Annotated in this window: 15 protein-coding genes; 5 read left to right on the top strand and 10 right to left on the bottom strand. The window is 35.7% G+C overall.

Features of this window, described 5'->3' with window-relative positions; translation table 11 throughout:
* Position 1: 1 nt before the first annotated feature.
* The 10 genes from rseP to pdxS form a co-directional block, all read right to left on the bottom strand.
* Entirely contained in the window at positions 2–1,315 is a 1,314-nt protein-coding gene (rseP, locus tag HVS_RS06380) for an RIP metalloprotease RseP (RefSeq protein WP_101300333.1), read from the bottom strand.
* A 42-nt stretch (positions 1,316–1,357) separates the two neighbouring features.
* On the bottom strand, positions 1,358–2,500 hold the full coding sequence (locus HVS_RS06375) for a 1-deoxy-D-xylulose-5-phosphate reductoisomerase (protein WP_101300331.1): 1,143 nt from the start codon (positions 2,498–2,500) through the stop codon (positions 1,358–1,360).
* Between the two features lie 132 nt (positions 2,501–2,632).
* Positions 2,633–3,457 carry a phosphatidate cytidylyltransferase gene (locus HVS_RS06370; protein ID WP_101300329.1) on the bottom strand — a complete coding sequence of 275 codons (825 nt, stop codon included), beginning with the start codon at positions 3,455–3,457 and terminating at the stop codon, positions 2,633–2,635.
* A gap of 5 nt (positions 3,458–3,462) precedes the next feature.
* The gene (locus tag HVS_RS06365) at positions 3,463–4,218 is read right to left on the bottom strand and encodes an isoprenyl transferase (protein ID WP_101300326.1); all 756 of its coding nucleotides are present in this window, start codon (positions 4,216–4,218) and stop codon (positions 3,463–3,465) included.
* A gap of 33 nt (positions 4,219–4,251) precedes the next feature.
* Positions 4,252–4,455 carry a hypothetical protein gene (locus tag HVS_RS06360; RefSeq protein WP_101300324.1) on the bottom strand — a complete coding sequence of 68 codons (204 nt, stop codon included), beginning with the start codon at positions 4,453–4,455 and terminating at the stop codon, positions 4,252–4,254.
* Positions 4,456–4,461: 6 nt separating this feature from the next.
* Positions 4,462–5,019 (bottom strand): ribosome recycling factor, encoded by a 558-nt coding sequence (gene frr / locus HVS_RS06355; RefSeq protein WP_101300321.1) that lies wholly within the window; start codon positions 5,017–5,019, stop codon positions 4,462–4,464.
* A 15-nt stretch (positions 5,020–5,034) separates the two neighbouring features.
* The gene (gene pyrH / locus HVS_RS06350) at positions 5,035–5,745 is read right to left on the bottom strand and encodes a UMP kinase (RefSeq protein WP_101300319.1); all 711 of its coding nucleotides are present in this window, start codon (positions 5,743–5,745) and stop codon (positions 5,035–5,037) included.
* A gap of 135 nt (positions 5,746–5,880) precedes the next feature.
* Entirely contained in the window at positions 5,881–6,528 is a 648-nt protein-coding gene (gene tsf / locus HVS_RS06345) for a translation elongation factor Ts (protein WP_101300317.1), read from the bottom strand.
* A 240-nt stretch (positions 6,529–6,768) separates the two neighbouring features.
* On the bottom strand, positions 6,769–7,590 hold the full coding sequence (gene rpsB, locus HVS_RS06340; protein WP_101300314.1) for a 30S ribosomal protein S2: 822 nt from the start codon (positions 7,588–7,590) through the stop codon (positions 6,769–6,771).
* Between the two features lie 224 nt (positions 7,591–7,814).
* The gene (gene pdxS, locus HVS_RS06335; RefSeq protein WP_101300312.1) at positions 7,815–8,660 is read right to left on the bottom strand and encodes a pyridoxal 5'-phosphate synthase lyase subunit PdxS; all 846 of its coding nucleotides are present in this window, start codon (positions 8,658–8,660) and stop codon (positions 7,815–7,817) included.
* A 194-nt stretch (positions 8,661–8,854) separates the two neighbouring features.
* On the opposite strand from pdxS, the gene typA reads away from it, so the two are divergent.
* From typA to HVS_RS06310, 5 genes are all read left to right on the top strand, one after another.
* On the top strand, positions 8,855–10,654 hold the full coding sequence (typA, locus tag HVS_RS06330) for a translational GTPase TypA (protein WP_101304107.1): 1,800 nt from the start codon (positions 8,855–8,857) through the stop codon (positions 10,652–10,654).
* A gap of 31 nt (positions 10,655–10,685) precedes the next feature.
* Positions 10,686–11,807: an endolytic transglycosylase MltG gene (mltG, locus tag HVS_RS06325; protein WP_101300310.1), complete on the top strand. Its 1,122-nt coding sequence runs from the start codon at positions 10,686–10,688 to the stop codon at positions 11,805–11,807.
* A gap of 195 nt (positions 11,808–12,002) precedes the next feature.
* Positions 12,003–12,641 (top strand): O-methyltransferase, encoded by a 639-nt coding sequence (locus tag HVS_RS06320; RefSeq protein ID WP_101300308.1) that lies wholly within the window; start codon positions 12,003–12,005, stop codon positions 12,639–12,641.
* A 24-nt stretch (positions 12,642–12,665) separates the two neighbouring features.
* Entirely contained in the window at positions 12,666–13,892 is a 1,227-nt protein-coding gene (locus tag HVS_RS06315) for a peptidase U32 family protein (RefSeq protein WP_101300306.1), read from the top strand.
* A gap of 121 nt (positions 13,893–14,013) precedes the next feature.
* Positions 14,014–15,657: a peptidoglycan D,D-transpeptidase FtsI family protein gene (locus HVS_RS06310; RefSeq protein ID WP_101300304.1), complete on the top strand. Its 1,644-nt coding sequence runs from the start codon at positions 14,014–14,016 to the stop codon at positions 15,655–15,657.
* Positions 15,658–15,704 lie beyond the last annotated feature (47 nt).

Genomic DNA, 15,704 nt, shown 5'->3' with positions numbered 1-15,704 from the left:
CTTAACCCCTTACTAAATTAATAATATCATTTGTTGTTATAAGTATTGCAAGACCAATGAGAATAAAAAACCCTATAGTCATAACCAATGCTTCTTTTTCCACCGGAATAGGCTTTTTCCTTACTGCCTCAATTCCCAGTACCACAAGTTTACTGCCGTCAAGGGCCGGAAACGGAACTAAGTTGGTAGCTCCTATGGCAACACTAATTAAAGCGGTAAGCTCTAAAAGCCTTAGTATTGCTGAACCTATGGGTACATCCTGAACCGCCTCATTCATTACAGAACCAATTCCCACAGGACCTGCCATATTAGCAAAGGAAACCTTGCCTGTAATAAGCCATCCAAGGGAAATAGGAACCATACGTGCATTAGAAAATGTAAAAATACCCGCATGTTTTATCACATCAAAAAAGTTTTCTCCTTTTTCCATTGCAAAAGCTACTCCAACATAATAATTGTCTTCCCCGACTATTTTTTTAGGAGTAATGTTTATCTCAAAAGGCTCACTGTATCCTTCTCTCTCAACTGTTACCCTTATAGGATTTTCCTTATTTTCACGCATGAAACTTCTGATTTCGTCAATATTACTAACCTCTTTATCATTTAGTTTTACTATCTTGTCACCTACTAAAAGCCCTGCTTCAATTCCGGGACCGTCCTCGGAAAGTTTCCCTACAACGTTGGAATTTCCCTCATCTTGTATTGTAAATCCTATTATATACTGCTCACCGGGAATTATTTCAGGAATTACCGGAAGTACTTTTCTCTCCCTTTCCTTTTTACCATCCACCACAACTTCTCTTTCTATTTCAATCTTAGTAGGTTTGCCCTTTGAAACATATAGAAAATTTAAAAACTCAATATATTGGAAAACCTTTTTGCCGTCATAGCTTATAATTTTATCCCCCGGCCTGATACCTGCCTCATATGCCGGTGAGTCTTCTGCAACATCACTTACAATGGTTGTTCCATAGCCTGATATACCGTACAAAACGGCAATTATAATAAATGCTGAAATAATATTTGCCAAAGGTCCTGCAGCAATAACCGCAGCTCTTACCCAAACCGGTTTTTTGCAAAAAGCCCTTTCATCATCAGACTCTTCTCCTTCCCCTTCCATTTTTACATATGCAAGTAAAGGAAAAGTCCTCAGTGAATAGGTAGTTTCACCTCTTTTAAAACTAAAAATTTTAGGACCGATAAACAAGGAAAATTCATCAACTTTTATACCTGCTAATTTTGCAACTATAAAATGACCTAATTCGTGAATTAATATAATGAAGTTAAATGCCAGTATAACCATTAATAATCTCATAAAATACCTCCTTTTTATTATTATACCACAATAGACCATTTATTATATGATTTTTTTTACAACTTCCCTTGCCCACAAATCCACTTCAATTATATCTTCTAAAGAAGGATTGTGCTTAACCTGATGTTTTTCCATAACCTTTTCTATGATTTGTGGTATTTGTATGAAATTTATCCTCTCTCCTATAAACAAACTTACAACTTCCTCATTAGCTGCATTCATAACAGCCGGCATAGTTCCACCTGCCTTTATTGCTTCATAGGAAAGTCTAAGACAAGGAAACTTTTCAGTATCCGGCATCTCAAAAGTCAGATTATTGTGTTTTAAAAAGTCAAGTTTTGGAAATCCATTGACACTTCTTTTAGGATATCTCAGGGCAAACTGTATAGGAAGCCTCATATCCGGCAAGCCCAGCTGTGCCATCACAGAACCGTCATTATACTCCACCATGGAATGAATGATGCTCTGAGGGTGAACCAAAACTTCAATTTTATCCACCGGCAAACCAAAAAGCCACTTTGCCTCTATTACCTCTAATCCCTTATTCATCAGTGTTGCTGAATCTATTGTTATTTTGCTTCCCATATCCCAGTTAGGATGCTTCAGCGCTTCTTTAACCGTTACTTTTTCAAGCTCTTCCTTTGTTTTATTTCTAAAAGGCCCTCCTGAAGCAGTTAAAATAATTTTTGACACATCTTCAATAATATTTCCCATTAAACATTGAAAAACAGCAGAGTGTTCACTATCAATGGGAAGTATCTTAACTCCCTTCTCCTCTGCCTTTTTCATCACAATGGATCCTGCCGTTACCAGGGTTTCTTTATTTGCAAGGGCAATATTTTTTTTATTTTCTATAGCTTCCATTGTTGGAATAAGCCCTGCTATCCCAACTATAGATACAACAACCATATCAACACATTCTAAAGAAGCCGCCCTCTTTAAACCCTCCATCCCGCCTGCAACTTCAATACCTAAGTCACTAAGGCGCTCCTTTAGTACATTGGCAGCATCAACATCTCTTACCGCCACCATACTGGGTTTAAATTCCCTGGCCTGGGCTTCAAGTAAATCTATATTTGTATTGCCGGACAAAGCTTCAACCTTAATATTTAAATTTCTCGCCACATCCAGCGTCTGAACCCCAATAGACCCTGTTGAGCCTAAAATAGAAATACTTTTAACCATTACAATCTCCCTCTTAATATAATAAACTTACTATATAAGTTAAAATTTACCGCATTTGAAACCTCATATACCGGAAAGCCGTTATATCGTAAAGCTGTTATAGTAAAGCTGTTATATAAATATACAGGATATTTATAAAAGATACAGGATATTTATGTAGAAGTATACCACCGGTGCACAGAATAATATGCTATCAAACCTGTCTAATGCCCCTCCGTGCCCTGGCATTATATTTCCAAAGTCTTTTACATTGACATATCTTTTTATAGAAGATGCAGCCAAATCCCCTATCTGGGATACTATCCCGCACAAAAAACCCAAAGGAATAAGGTGGTATACGACAAATCCATTAAGCATATTAATATTTGAAAGATACATACCATAAAGTACAGTTATAAGCATACATCCAATCACCCCTCCTATTGACCCTTCTACAGTTTTTTTAGGGCTTATAGAAGGAATAAGCTTTCTTTTTCCAAAAAACCTACCGGAAAAATATGCAAATGTATCTGTCGCCCAGGCTCCAATAAAAATAAACCATACGAGATATTTTCCGCCTGGAAGGTTTCTTGTCAATATAATAAAAGAAAACAAAAAGGTTATATAAAATATACTGAAAAAAGACAGAGAAATGTCTATAATATTATGCTTTTTATTTAAAAAAATAATAAAAGAAAATAAAAAGACAATGCTTAAAAAAATAAACAGTACCAAAACCCCGGAAAACCCCGCCGGAGTTAAAGAGTGGTCAACTCCTAAAAAAGCCAATATAAAAGCTGATAAATAGCCCGGTAATTTAACCGGTTTATAGCCTGCTTTAGAAACTGACTTATAAAATTCATACAGTGCAATAAGGCATACTATAGAAACAGCTAAGCCCAGCACAAGTTTTCCTGCCCATAAAACTGCCAGCAGTATACAAAACCCAATAACACCGCTTATTATCCTGACTTTCATAAAAATTACAATCCTCCAAACCTTCTATTTCTGTTTTGATAATCTAACAGCGCGTCAATAATGTGTTTTTCCCTAAAATCAGGCCATAAAACATCTGTATACCAAATCTCAGTATAAGCAGCCTGCCACAAAAGGAAATTACTCAGCCTGCTCTCCCCGCCAGGTCTTATTAATATATCGGGATCCGGTATATCCTTTGTATATAAATTTTCAGAAATTATTTCCTCATTAATATCTTCCTTGGTAATTTCACCTTTTTCTATTTTTTCAACTATGCTTTTAACACAGTGTACCATTTCGTTTCTTCCGCCATAATTTAAGGCTATATTTAAAATTAACCCGCTGTTGTTTTTTGTTTCCCTTGTTACCCTCTCAATTTCTTTTTGAATCTCACTGCTAAGTACGCTTATATCCCCAATTGTTTGTATGCGCACATCTTTTCCGCCAATATGCTTTTCTGCATTTTTTAAATAATCAAGGAGTAGATCCATTAAAGCATCCACTTCTTCTTTTGGTCTTTTCCAATTTTCTGTAGAAAAAGCATATACAGTTAGATATTTTATTCCTATATTCCCACAAAAGGTGGAAATGGTTTTTAATGTTTTGGCACCTTCCCTATGTCCTACCGTCCTGGGAAGCCCCCTTCTTTTAGCCCACCGCCCGTTTCCATCCATTATTATGGCAATATGCTTAGGCAATTTACTTTTATTCAGTTTATTAATATATTTATCTTTTTTAAAAAATCTATCAATAAAACTCATTTCTGACCTCCAAAATAAGCTTGTAAACCCCTCTCAACACAAGAGGGGCTTACAAACTATAAGTTCAATACCTAATTTATTCAGTTCCCTTACATTTATTACCCTGTAGTCATCGTCATACTCATTTGATGGATTTTTAGGTGGTGATGCAACTTTTACAGAATATATATGCTTTCCTTCCTTTTCAATAATTTCTTTAGCTTCCATAAAAGTCAATGCTAATAACCTGTCAACCATGTTTCATTAAACCTCAAGTATCTCTTCTTCCTTTTTCTTAACAATGGAATCAATATCCGCAATAAATTTATCAGTTATTTCCTGAATTTCTTTTTCAGCTACTTTTAAATCATCTTCAGTAATTTCTGATCTCTTCTTTGCAGCTTTCATTTTTTCTATAGCATCTCTTCTTATGGATCTTATTGCAATTTTTGCATCTTCCCCATATTTTCTCGCTACTTTTGTAAGTTCTTTTCGTCTCTCTTCAGTCAGGGGAGGAAATACAAGCCTTATTACTTTTCCGTCGTTGCTTGGATTAATCCCTATATCCGACTTTTGAATTTCCCTTTCAATATCCTTCAAAACACTGCTTTCCCATGGTTGAATTACTATAACCCTGGCTTCCGGAATAGAAATGTTAGCTAACTGGTTGATAGGTGTAGGTGTTCCATAATAGTCTATACTTATTTTATCCAAAATTGAAGGATTGGCTCTGCCCGCCCTGACACCGTTAAGTTCTCCCTTTAAAACACTTAAAGTTTTATTCATTTTCTCTTTCATTTCTTTATATTCCTCTTTTGACATACTACCACCTCTCCTTTACTTATTTATTATTGTTCCAATATTTTCGCCTAAGACTGCCTTTACTATATTTTCAGGGTTGTCCAGTCCAAAAACTATAATGGGTATATCGTTGTCCTTACAAAGAGAAGCTGCAGTTGAATCCATTACCCCAAGCTCCTTGTTGAGTATATCTAAGTATGAAAGCCGGTCAAATTTTTGGGCATTTGGATTGATATTTGGATCCGAATCATACACAGCATCAACTTTCTTTGCAAGCAAAATAACTTCTGCATCAATTTCCGCCGCCCTGAGGGCTGCAGTGGTATCTGTTGAAAAAAACGGGTTTCCTGTACCACATGCAAAAATCACAACTCTTTTCTTTTCTAAATGCCTTACCGCTTTCCTTCTAATATAGGGTTCAGCAATCTGCCTCATTTCTATGGCAGTTTGGACTCTTGTGGGAATTCCTTTTGACTCTAATGCATCCTGAAGTCCTAAAGCATTTATAACCGTTGCAAGCATTCCCATATAGTCGGCGGTTGTCCTGTCCATACCTACACCGCTTCTTCCACGCCAAAAATTTCCCCCGCCAACAACTATAGCCACTTCAACGCCCATTTTGTATATTTTTTCAATCCTGTTTGAAATTTCATTTATAGTATCGGTATCTATTCCGTGCTTGTTATCACCTGCTAAAGCTTCACCGCTTATTTTCAAAATAACCCTTTTATATTTAATTTTCTGCATTGAAAAATTCCACCCATTCTAAAATATTCTTATAAAAATATTGTTTCAAAGTTTTTATTATATTTTAAAATTTTAACATTATTCTAAAAAAGGAACATATAAATATATTATATGCTCCTATAAATATCATCAAAATTAACCTTTAATTTGCTTCATAACTTCTTCTTGAAAATCTTCTTGTTTTTTCTCTATTCCTTCGCCTCTTTCAAATCTTGCAAACCTTCTGATGTTTATGTTTTCACCAATAGTGGCAATTTTTTCATTTAAAAGATCTTGTATAGTCTTATCCGGGTCCTTAACCCACGGCTGTTCTAAAAGACATACTTCTTTATAGAATTTTTCTATTCTTCCTTCAACCATTTTTTCTATAATTTTTTCTGGTTTTCCTTCATTGCGGGCTTGTGCACTTAAAATTTCTTTTTCCTTTTCAATTACTTCAGCCGGAATCTCTTCTCTTCTTATGTATTCTGGCTTAGCTGCTGCAATTTGCATAGCTATATCCTTTACAAAAGTCTTAAACTCTTCATTCTTCGCCGCAAAATCAGTTTCTATATTAACTTCTACTAATACACCTATTCTTCCGTCACCATGTATATAGGCATCAACTAATCCCTCTGCTGCAATTCTGCCTGATTTTTTAGCAGCTGATGCAATACCTTTTTCCCTTAAAATTTCTATAGCTTTTTCCATATTACCATTAGCTTCGGCAAGAGCCTTTTTACAATCCATCATACCTGCTCCGGTTTTTTCACGAAGCTCTTTAACCATACCTGCAGTAACCATTCTTACTCCTCCAAACTTTATTTTAATTTTATATAATTTTATCACTATAAATAACTATTTTAACAATTAACTACATCAAGTAACTTCCATAATACAATCTGGTAGTTTAGTTTGTTAATTTATTAATTATTTAGTTGTTTAACTATTTATTAAATATTATTATTTAATAACACTGATAATCTTATCTATTCTTCTTAAAAAGCCAGGCTTTTTAAGAAGAATAGAAACTTTTTGACAAAATTAAGCTTCAGCAACTACCTCTTGCTGTTCTGCCTCTTGTTGTACTTCCTTCTGTTCAGGTTCTTTTTGTTCTTCCTCTTTTTGTAATGACACTTCTTCCTTAACTTCTTGCTGTGGTTCTTCACCTGTAGACAATTGTTCGCCCTGTCTTCCTTCTATAACTGCGTCCGCTATTTTTGCTGTAATTAGCTTTACAGCTCTTATAGCATCATCATTTCCTGGGATAACATAATCCACTTCATCCGGATCACAGTTTGTGTCAACAATAGCGACAACAGGTATACCTAATTTTCTTGCTTCAAGAATAGCAATTTTTTCTTTTCTTGGGTCAACTACAAACAAAGCCCCTGGCAATTCATCCATATCCTTTATACCACCAAGGTACTTTTCAAGCTTTGCCATTTCATTTCTAAGCTTTATTACCTCTTTCTTAGGTAATACCTCAAACATTCCTTCCTCTTCCATCTGGTTTAATTCTTTTAATCTCTGGATTCTTCCACGGATGGTTTTGAAGTTTGTCAACATTCCGCCCAGCCATCTTACATTTACATAAAACTGTCCGGATCTTGTAGCTTCTTCTTTTATTGAATCCTGGGCTTGTTTTTTGGTACCTACAAAAAGAACTTTTTGCCCGTTCATTGCAACTTCTCTGATAAAGAAGTATGCTTCTTCAATTTTCTTTACGGTCTTTTGAAGGTCTATAATATAGATACCGTTTCTTTCTGTGAAGATGTACTCTGCCATTTTAGGATTCCATCTTCTTGTTTGATGTCCAAAATGAACACCTGCTTCTAAAAGCTGTTTCATAGAAATAACTGACATAAAAAAACACCTCCGGTTAGTTTATACCTCCGGAATTCTCATCTTTATGGAAAACCCTTGCGGCACCCTTCCATAAATCAAATTCCGTGTGTATTTTCCGTTAAGTAGTATATCATATAGTTTTTCTTTTTTCAATCCTCAATATACCATTTAGAAAAAATTTTTTCTAAACGGCATATTGGGATTTATTTTTTGAGTTTTTTATTTTAAGTTTTTTATAAACTTTATACCTGGGGAATTTCAACCCCGCGCATAGGTTCTCCCAAATCTTCAGATACCTCTGCAATAACTTCCGGATTATTATAATACTTAGTTGCCTCCACAATTGCCTTTGCAGTTTTTTCAGGATTTGAAGACTTAAATATTCCTGAGCCTACAAAAACACCTTCACTTCCAAGCTGCATCATTAACGCAGCATCAGCCGGTGTTGCCACTCCTCCTGCTGCAAAGTTTAAAACAGGAAGTTTTCCTTCCTCTGCAACTTTCACAACCAGCTCATATGGTGCTGCAATTTCTTTTGCAAAAGTCATTAACTCTTCCTTTGGAAGATTTTTTAGCCTTCTTATTTCAGACATCATAGTTCTCATATGCTTTACTGCCTCAATAATATTTCCGGTTCCCGCTTCACCTTTTGTCCTTATCATTGATGCGCCCTCTGCAATTCTCCTTAATGCTTCTCCTAAATTTTGAGCACCACATACAAAAGGAGTTTTAAACGCCTTCTTGTCTATATGGCACTTATCATCTGCTGGTGTTAAAACTTCACTTTCATCAATGTAGTCAATTCCTATAGCCTCTAAAACTTGTGCTTCCACAAAATGCCCTATCCTCACCTTAGCCATAACAGGTATGGATACAGCATTAATTATTTCCTTTATCATCTTAGGGTCAGACATTCTTGCAATACCGCCCTGTTTTCTTATATCAGCCGGTACCCTTTCTAACGCCATTACTGCAACCGCCCCTGCTTTCTGGGCAATTTCCGCTTCTTTAGGGTTGGTAACATCCATTATTACCCCGCCCCGTAATATTTCTGCCAAATCTTTACTTGTACCAAATCTACCTGACATTAAAATCCCTCCATCTGTATCGATACACTATTGATTATTATATTAATCTTTTAGGCATTTTTACACAAATTATAACCAAAGTCAATAAAAATTTAGAAAAAGTTTTTTTTGTTGACAACAGCTAATATGATAACTTAGAATTATTAATGTAAAAATTCAAGGTTATAAAAATGCTGCAAGGAGTTTTTTAAGTGATACATATAAGGGAAGATTTAAGAAATATAGCAATTATCGCCCATGTAGACCATGGGAAAACAACATTGGTAGACGGATTGTTAAAACAAAGCGGGATATTCAGGGACAACCAGCATGTAAATGACAGGGTTATGGATTCCGGCGACCTTGAAAGGGAAAGAGGAATTACAATCCTCTCTAAAAACACCGCCGTCCACTATAACGGGGTCAAGATAAATATAGTGGACACCCCTGGACACGCTGACTTTGGCGGTGAAGTTGAACGTGTTTTAAAAATGGTAGACGGTGTGCTGCTTTTAGTGGACTCTTTTGAAGGCACCATGCCCCAAACCAGGTTTGTCTTAACAAAGGCACTGGGTTTAAATTTAAAACCAATAGTGGTGGTAAATAAAATAGACAGACCTGATGCAAGACCTCAGGAAGTGCTGGGTGAAGTATTGGAACTTTTTATAGAACTTGGGGCTGATGATGAGCAGCTGGATTTTCCCGTTGTATACGCTTCAGCAAGAGAAGGGTATGCAACTTTGGATTTAAATGAAAAGACTTCAAACTTAAAACCTTTATTTGAAACTATAATAAATACCATTCCAAAACCAACAGGTTCTTTGGAGGAGCCTTTGCAATTTTTGGTGTCCAGTATAGACTATAATGACTATATTGGAAGAATTGCCATTGGGAGAATTGAAAGGGGCACAATAAAAGCAGGCCAGACTGCTGCACTTTGCAGAAAAGACGGCTCTGTGGATGAGGTAAAAATCAGCAATCTCTACACATTTGAAGGTCTTAAGAGAATCGGGATTACTTCTGCCTCTTTAGGGGAAATTGTTGCAATATCAGGTATAGAAGATGTAAATATAGGTGAAACAATTTGTGATTTAGAAAAAATAGAGCCACTGCCCTTTGTTGACATTGATGAGCCTACAATATCCATGACCTTTAGTGTAAATGACAGTCCCTTTGCAGGCCAGGAAGGAACATATGTAACATCACGCCATTTAAGGGACAGGCTTTTTAAAGAACTTGAAACAAATGTAAGTCTGAGAGTTGAAGAAACAGATTCCCCTGACTCATTTAAAGTGTATGGAAGAGGAGAACTGCATCTTTCCATTTTAATTGAAACAATGAGAAGGGAAGGATATGAATTTCAAATTTCCAAACCCACTGTGGTTTATAAGGAAATAGACGGGGTTAAATGCGAACCTGTGGAATATTTAATAGTAGATGTACCGGAAGATTATATGGGAGTGGTAATGGAGAAATTGGGAATGCGAAAATCCGAGCTTATTAATATGGCTTCTTCCGCCCAAGGATACATGCGGCTGGAATTTAAAATCCCCGCAAGATGCCTTATTGGCTACAGATCAGAACTTTTGACTGACACAAAAGGAAATGGTATAATGAATCATGTATTTTATGGATATGAGTCCTATAAAGGTGATCTGACCATTAGGCGGAGAGGCTCCATGATTGCCTGGGAAGAGGGGGAAACCTCTGTTTACGGGCTTTATAACGCCCAGGAAAGGGGTACTTTATTTATAGAACCCGGCACTAGAGTATATAAAGGCATGATTGTTGGTGAAAATGCAAAACAAGAAGATATATTAATAAATGTATGCAAGAAAAAACATGTGACAAATATAAGGGCTGCCGGCTCTGATGAAGCTTTGAGGCTTTCGCCTCCAACTATCCTAAGCTTAGAACAAGCTTTGGAGTTTATTGCAGATGATGAGCTGGTGGAGGTTACACCTAAAAATATAAGGCTTAGAAAAAAGGCATTAAATGGTCACAAAAATAAATAATTAAAAAATTTTATACAGAGTGGTGAATAATATGAGTGGGGAGACTAACAGGACAAAAAAAAGAAGAAAAACAAAAAAGCGTAAAAGAAGTATTTTCCGTTCATTGCTTTTATACTTTTTATTCTTTACGTTTGTTTTCATTGTAGGGGCAACTGTTAGCTACAGGTATATAACCAATGCGGATAAACTCACCATTAGTGAAATAACTAAAAAAATAGAATCCGGTGAAGCTGTGGAAATTGAAATTCCTTTCAATTCCAGCACTGATGACATTGCCAAAATACTTAAAGAGAAGGATATAATTAAATATCCCAGGATTTTTAAGTTTTTGTCCTTTTTTAATGGTCATGACGGAAATTACAGATCCGGGCGGCACTTAATTTCCAAGGATTTGAGCTACGATGAAATAATGCGTGTATTAAGCCAAAATCCTATAAGTATTAATGTAACCATACCTGAAGGCAAAACCTTTACCGAAACAGTTGAAATTCTGGCAAAAAACAACCTTATAGACAAGGAAGACTTTATAAAAACCGCCTCAGAGGAAAAGTTTGATTATAAATTTTTAGAAGGTCTTCCTGAAAGGGAATTTCCTTTAGAGGGATATTTATTTCCCGACACATACTTTTTTGATCCAAAGTCAACTTCAAAAATGGTTATAAGAAAATTTCTTGATAATTTTAATATTAAGTTTACACCTGAGTTTTATAAACGGGCTGAAGAACTTGACATGACTGTGGATGAAGTGATAACTCTTGCATCAATAATTGAAAGAGAAACAAAAATCCCTGAAGAAAAAGAAATTGTTTCAAGTGTTTTTCACAACAGGCTAAAAAGTAATGACCCTTCGTTTAAGAAACTTCAGTCATGTGCAACTATACAGTATATACTTTTACAAAGGGACGGCAAGGTAAAGGAAAACTTAACATATGAAGACACACAAATAGAGCATCCGTACAACACTTATCTCCACGAAGGCTTGCCTCCAGGTCCTCTTTGTTCACCTGGTCTTGATTCTATAATAGCTGCCCTCTACCCTAATGAAGAATCTGATTATATGTTCTTCGTTGCAAGGGGCGACGGAAGCCACGAGTTTTCAAGAACTTTACAAGAACACGAGGCAGCTAAACAAAAATACGGTGTTTCTTATTAAGCATGACTTGTTTTTATGTGCGTACTTTATTAAAAAATCATGCTTATTTAATTAAGCTTATTTGACTGGCTTTTTTGATTAGATTTTTTGACTATAATGTATTTTATTTTGAATATATTTTATACTTTTTTTAGAATGTATTTTTTCTTAGAATATATTTTACTTAGAATGTATTTTACAAAAGGATGTATGAATATGGTCTCCATTGATTATATAAACGACTATATTAGAAAAACAATCAAAAAAAATGAAGGAATATTAGCCCGGCTGGAAGATTATGCAGAAGAAAACCATGTACCCATTGTGCAGCCTGAAGTCGCTGCACTTTTAAAAGTAATAACACTTATTTTAAAGCCAAAAAGGGTTTTAGAAGTGGGTACCGCCATAGGCTATTCATCTATTTTGATTTCATCTGTCCTGCCAAAGGGCGCTAAAATTGATACAATTGACAGATATGAAATTATGATAGAAAGAGCTAAAGACAACATAAAAAAAGCCGGTTTAGAAGATACTATAAATATAATATACGGAGATGCGACAGAAGTACTGAAAATTTTGGATAAAAAATATGACATGATTTTTTTAGATGCGGCCAAAGGCCAATACCCTGAGTTTTTACCCCAGTGCATCCGACTTTTAAACAGCGGAGGGGTATTAATTTCAGACAATATATTGTATAAAGGTATGATTGCAAATGATGAGCTGGTTGTGAGAAGGAAAAAAACAATTGTAACAAGGCTTAGGACTTTCCTTGACGATATTTGCAATAATGACCTGCTTGAAACAAGCATCATCCCCATTGGGGACGGTGTTGCACTAAGTTACAAAAAATAAAATTAGTTCTATGGAGTAATACATATGAAAAAAGTTGAATTATTAGCCCCTGCGGGGAATTTGGAAAAACTTAAAATGGCTGTTGTTTACGGTGCAGACGCAGTATACCTTGCAGGCACAAAATTCGGTCTTCGTGCCTCTGCAGGCAATTTTACCTATGAAGATTTGCAAGAAGGGGTAAAATTTGCCCATGACAGAGGAAAAAAAGTATATATTACAATGAATATATTTCCTCATAATGAGGATATTAAAGGTATGCCTGAATTTATTAAAAGAGTGAGCTCTATAGGTGTTGATGCAATAATTCTTTCAGACCCGGGGGTGTTTTCCCTGGTAAAAGAAACAGCACCTCATATGAAAATTCACTTAAGTACACAGGCAAACAACACCAACTGGCTTAGTGCTAAATTCTGGTATGAAAACGGCATAAAAAGAATTGTACTGGCAAGGGAACTTTCTTTAAAAGAGATTAAAGAAATCAGGGACAAACTCCCTGAAGATTTGGAACTGGAAATATTTATCCATGGTGCCATGTGCATTTCTTACTCTGGAAGATGTCTTCTTAGCAATTATATGGCATACAGGGATTCAAACAGAGGTCTTTGTGCCCACCCATGCAGATGGAAATACTATCTCATGGAAGAAAAAAGACCCGGTGAGTACTACCCTGTCATGGAAGATGAAAGAGGTACTTTTATATTTAATTCAAAAGATTTGTGCATGATTGAACACATTCCTGACATTATAAACTCAGGGGTCACAAGCCTTAAAATAGAAGGACGTATGAAAAGCTCCTTCTACGTTGCAACTGTTGTAAAGGCCTACCGTGAAGCAATAGATGCTTATTACAGGGACAAAGACAATTATGTTTTTGATAAAAAGTGGCTTGAAGAAGTGTCAAAGGCAAGCCACCGTGAGTATACAACAGGTTTTTATAAAAACAAAACAACTTCAGAAGATCAGATTTACCATACCAGTTCATATATAAGGGAATATGAATTTTTAGGTGTTGTAAAAGACTTTGACGAAGAAACGGGAATTGCCACAATTGAACAGAGAAACAGAATGCATGTGGGAGATGAAATTGAAGTTGTAAACCCTGTGGGGGATTATTTTGTACAAAAGATAGAGTCTATGAGAAATATTGATAATGAAGAAATAACCGTTGCCCCCCACCCCCAAATGACTGTCTACATGCCTCTCAAGCAAAAGGCATTAAAATATGCAATGCTAAGAAAAAAAAGTGAATAAACCCGGTATTTAATGTATAAATTTAATGTATAACCCCCGCAAAATTGTGGAATAATTTTATATGGTTAAGAATTATAGCAAAAGCAATAATAAACTAAAAATACAATTTTGAGGGGTTTTAATGATTAAAAAAAGACTTTATATACTGCTTTTCTTTTTTTCTGTTTCAATTATTTCTCTTATTATAAGATTTTTTTACATACAGGTGCAAGTGGGTGAAAGACTTGCTGTATCAGCCACAAGCCAAAGGATATCTTCTTTAGATATTAAAAGCCACAGAGGCAACATATTAGATACAAACTCCATCCCCTTTACAAACAGGGTAAATGAAGTTTTTGTTGTAATTAAGCCCCTTAATTTAAAGGGTAATGAAAAAGCAATTAAAATAATTGCAAATATACTTAATGTAAATCCCGGTGAACTTAAAAGATTAGTGGATTTTAAAAAAGAGCCCATTATTTATATGACTGACAACAATACTAAAACTATCCTCATAAAGGAAAGACTTCCCGGTATTTCATTTATAAACTCACTAAAGCGCCATGACAATTCCGGCATTGCAAAGCATGTCACAGGCTATTTAAATAAAGCAGACGGCATTGGACAGACCGGAATTGAAAAATCTTATGACCAAGTTCTAAACCTTAACTCCAAAAGTTCCATAGGAATGGTAACATACCCAAGTGATAATTTCCTGGCGGGACTTGGATACAGGTTTTTAAATCCTGTAAATTATAAAAAACTTCATGTTAAACTTACACTTAACTATCACATACAAAAAATAGCAGAAAATGCTTTGGATAAAAGAAATTTAAAAGGAGCAGTTGTCATTCAAAATGTGCTAAACGGCGATGTTGTAGCCATGGTAAGCAAACCTGATTTTGATCCCGACAAAATAGATGAGTATTTAGACAGCCCTGATAAGGAGCTTTTTAACCGGGCAGTTGCCTCATACAATCTGGGCTCTATATTTAAAACTATAGTTCTTGCAAGTGCATACTTGGATAACAAAACCCCTCCTTCAAATTTTTATTGCCCGGGTTATCTTATGCTTGGGGATAAAGAGTTTAAATGCTCCTCATATGCATCAGGAGGCCATGGTTTTGTAGATGTTAAAAAAGCCTTTGCCTCTTCCTGCAACTCTTATTTTATAGAACTGGGAATAAACACAGGCATAGAAAATATACTTGAAACTGCCAAAAAATTTTTTACAGGCATAAACGTACAGGGTATTGAAGAATCTAATGGGCATCTTCCCCAACCCGGCAAATATTATACCCACGGGGATATTGCCAACATATCCATAGGCCAGGGTGATATTCTTGCCACCCCCCTTCAGGTTTCAAACATCATCGCAACTATAGCAAACGGCGGTATAAAAAACACCGTTAACATTGTTGATTGTATTGTTGATTCAGATGGAAACATTGTAAAAAAAATAAAAAAAGAAGAGGGGGAAAGAATTCTCCCTAAAGAAATATGCGATAATATAAAGTCTTACATGGAGGAAGTTACTATAAGCGGAACAGGCACCAAAGCAAATTTAGACGCCTATGGCGGTGCCGGTGGAAAAACCGGAAGTGCCGAAACAGGTCAGGTTATTGACGGTGAAAGAGTGGTTCATGCATGGTTTGCAGGATATTTTCCTAAAGCAAATCCTAAATACTCAATAGTGGTATTTATAGAAGACGGAAAAAGCGGCGGAGATGTTGCCGCCCCTGTGTTTAAAGAAATTGCAAAGGAAATCTGTGAAAAAAATCTTTAAAAAACCTTTTTGTACTTGCACCTACCTACCTTTCAATTCATATACTT

Source organism: Acetivibrio saccincola (genome assembly GCF_002844395.1).
Lineage (GTDB): Bacteria > Bacillota > Clostridia > Acetivibrionales > Acetivibrionaceae > Herbivorax > Herbivorax saccincola.
This window is presented reverse-complemented; position numbering and strand designations above follow the sequence as displayed.

What these genes read in the sequence shown, in the direction of transcription:
- pdxS (WP_101300312.1), bottom strand. Translation starts at nt 8,660, where the DNA reads ATGTCAGGTAGATTTGGTACAAGTAAAGATTTGGCAGAAATATTACGG.
- HVS_RS06365 (WP_101300326.1), bottom strand. Translation starts at nt 4,218, where the DNA reads ATGAGTTTTATTGATAGATTTTTTAAAAAAGATAAATATATTAATAAA.
- rpsB (WP_101300314.1), bottom strand. Translation starts at nt 7,590, where the DNA reads ATGTCAGTTATTTCTATGAAACAGCTTTTAGAAGCAGGTGTTCATTTT.
- tsf (WP_101300317.1), bottom strand. Translation starts at nt 6,528, where the DNA reads ATGGTTACTGCAGGTATGGTTAAAGAGCTTCGTGAAAAAACCGGAGCA.
- frr (WP_101300321.1), bottom strand. Translation starts at nt 5,019, where the DNA reads ATGTCAAAAGAGGAATATAAAGAAATGAAAGAGAAAATGAATAAAACT.
- pyrH (WP_101300319.1), bottom strand. Translation starts at nt 5,745, where the DNA reads ATGCAGAAAATTAAATATAAAAGGGTTATTTTGAAAATAAGCGGTGAA.
- HVS_RS06360 (WP_101300324.1), bottom strand. Translation starts at nt 4,455, where the DNA reads ATGGTTGACAGGTTATTAGCATTGACTTTTATGGAAGCTAAAGAAATT.
- mltG (WP_101300310.1), top strand. Translation starts at nt 10,686, where the DNA reads ATGAGTGGGGAGACTAACAGGACAAAAAAAAGAAGAAAAACAAAAAAG.
- HVS_RS06315 (WP_101300306.1), top strand. Translation starts at nt 12,666, where the DNA reads ATGAAAAAAGTTGAATTATTAGCCCCTGCGGGGAATTTGGAAAAACTT.
- HVS_RS06370 (WP_101300329.1), bottom strand. Translation starts at nt 3,457, where the DNA reads ATGAAAGTCAGGATAATAAGCGGTGTTATTGGGTTTTGTATACTGCTG.
- rseP (WP_101300333.1), bottom strand. Translation starts at nt 1,315, where the DNA reads ATGAGATTATTAATGGTTATACTGGCATTTAACTTCATTATATTAATT.
- HVS_RS06310 (WP_101300304.1), top strand. Translation starts at nt 14,014, where the DNA reads ATGATTAAAAAAAGACTTTATATACTGCTTTTCTTTTTTTCTGTTTCA.
- HVS_RS06375 (WP_101300331.1), bottom strand. Translation starts at nt 2,500, where the DNA reads ATGGTTAAAAGTATTTCTATTTTAGGCTCAACAGGGTCTATTGGGGTT.
- HVS_RS06320 (WP_101300308.1), top strand. Translation starts at nt 12,003, where the DNA reads ATGGTCTCCATTGATTATATAAACGACTATATTAGAAAAACAATCAAA.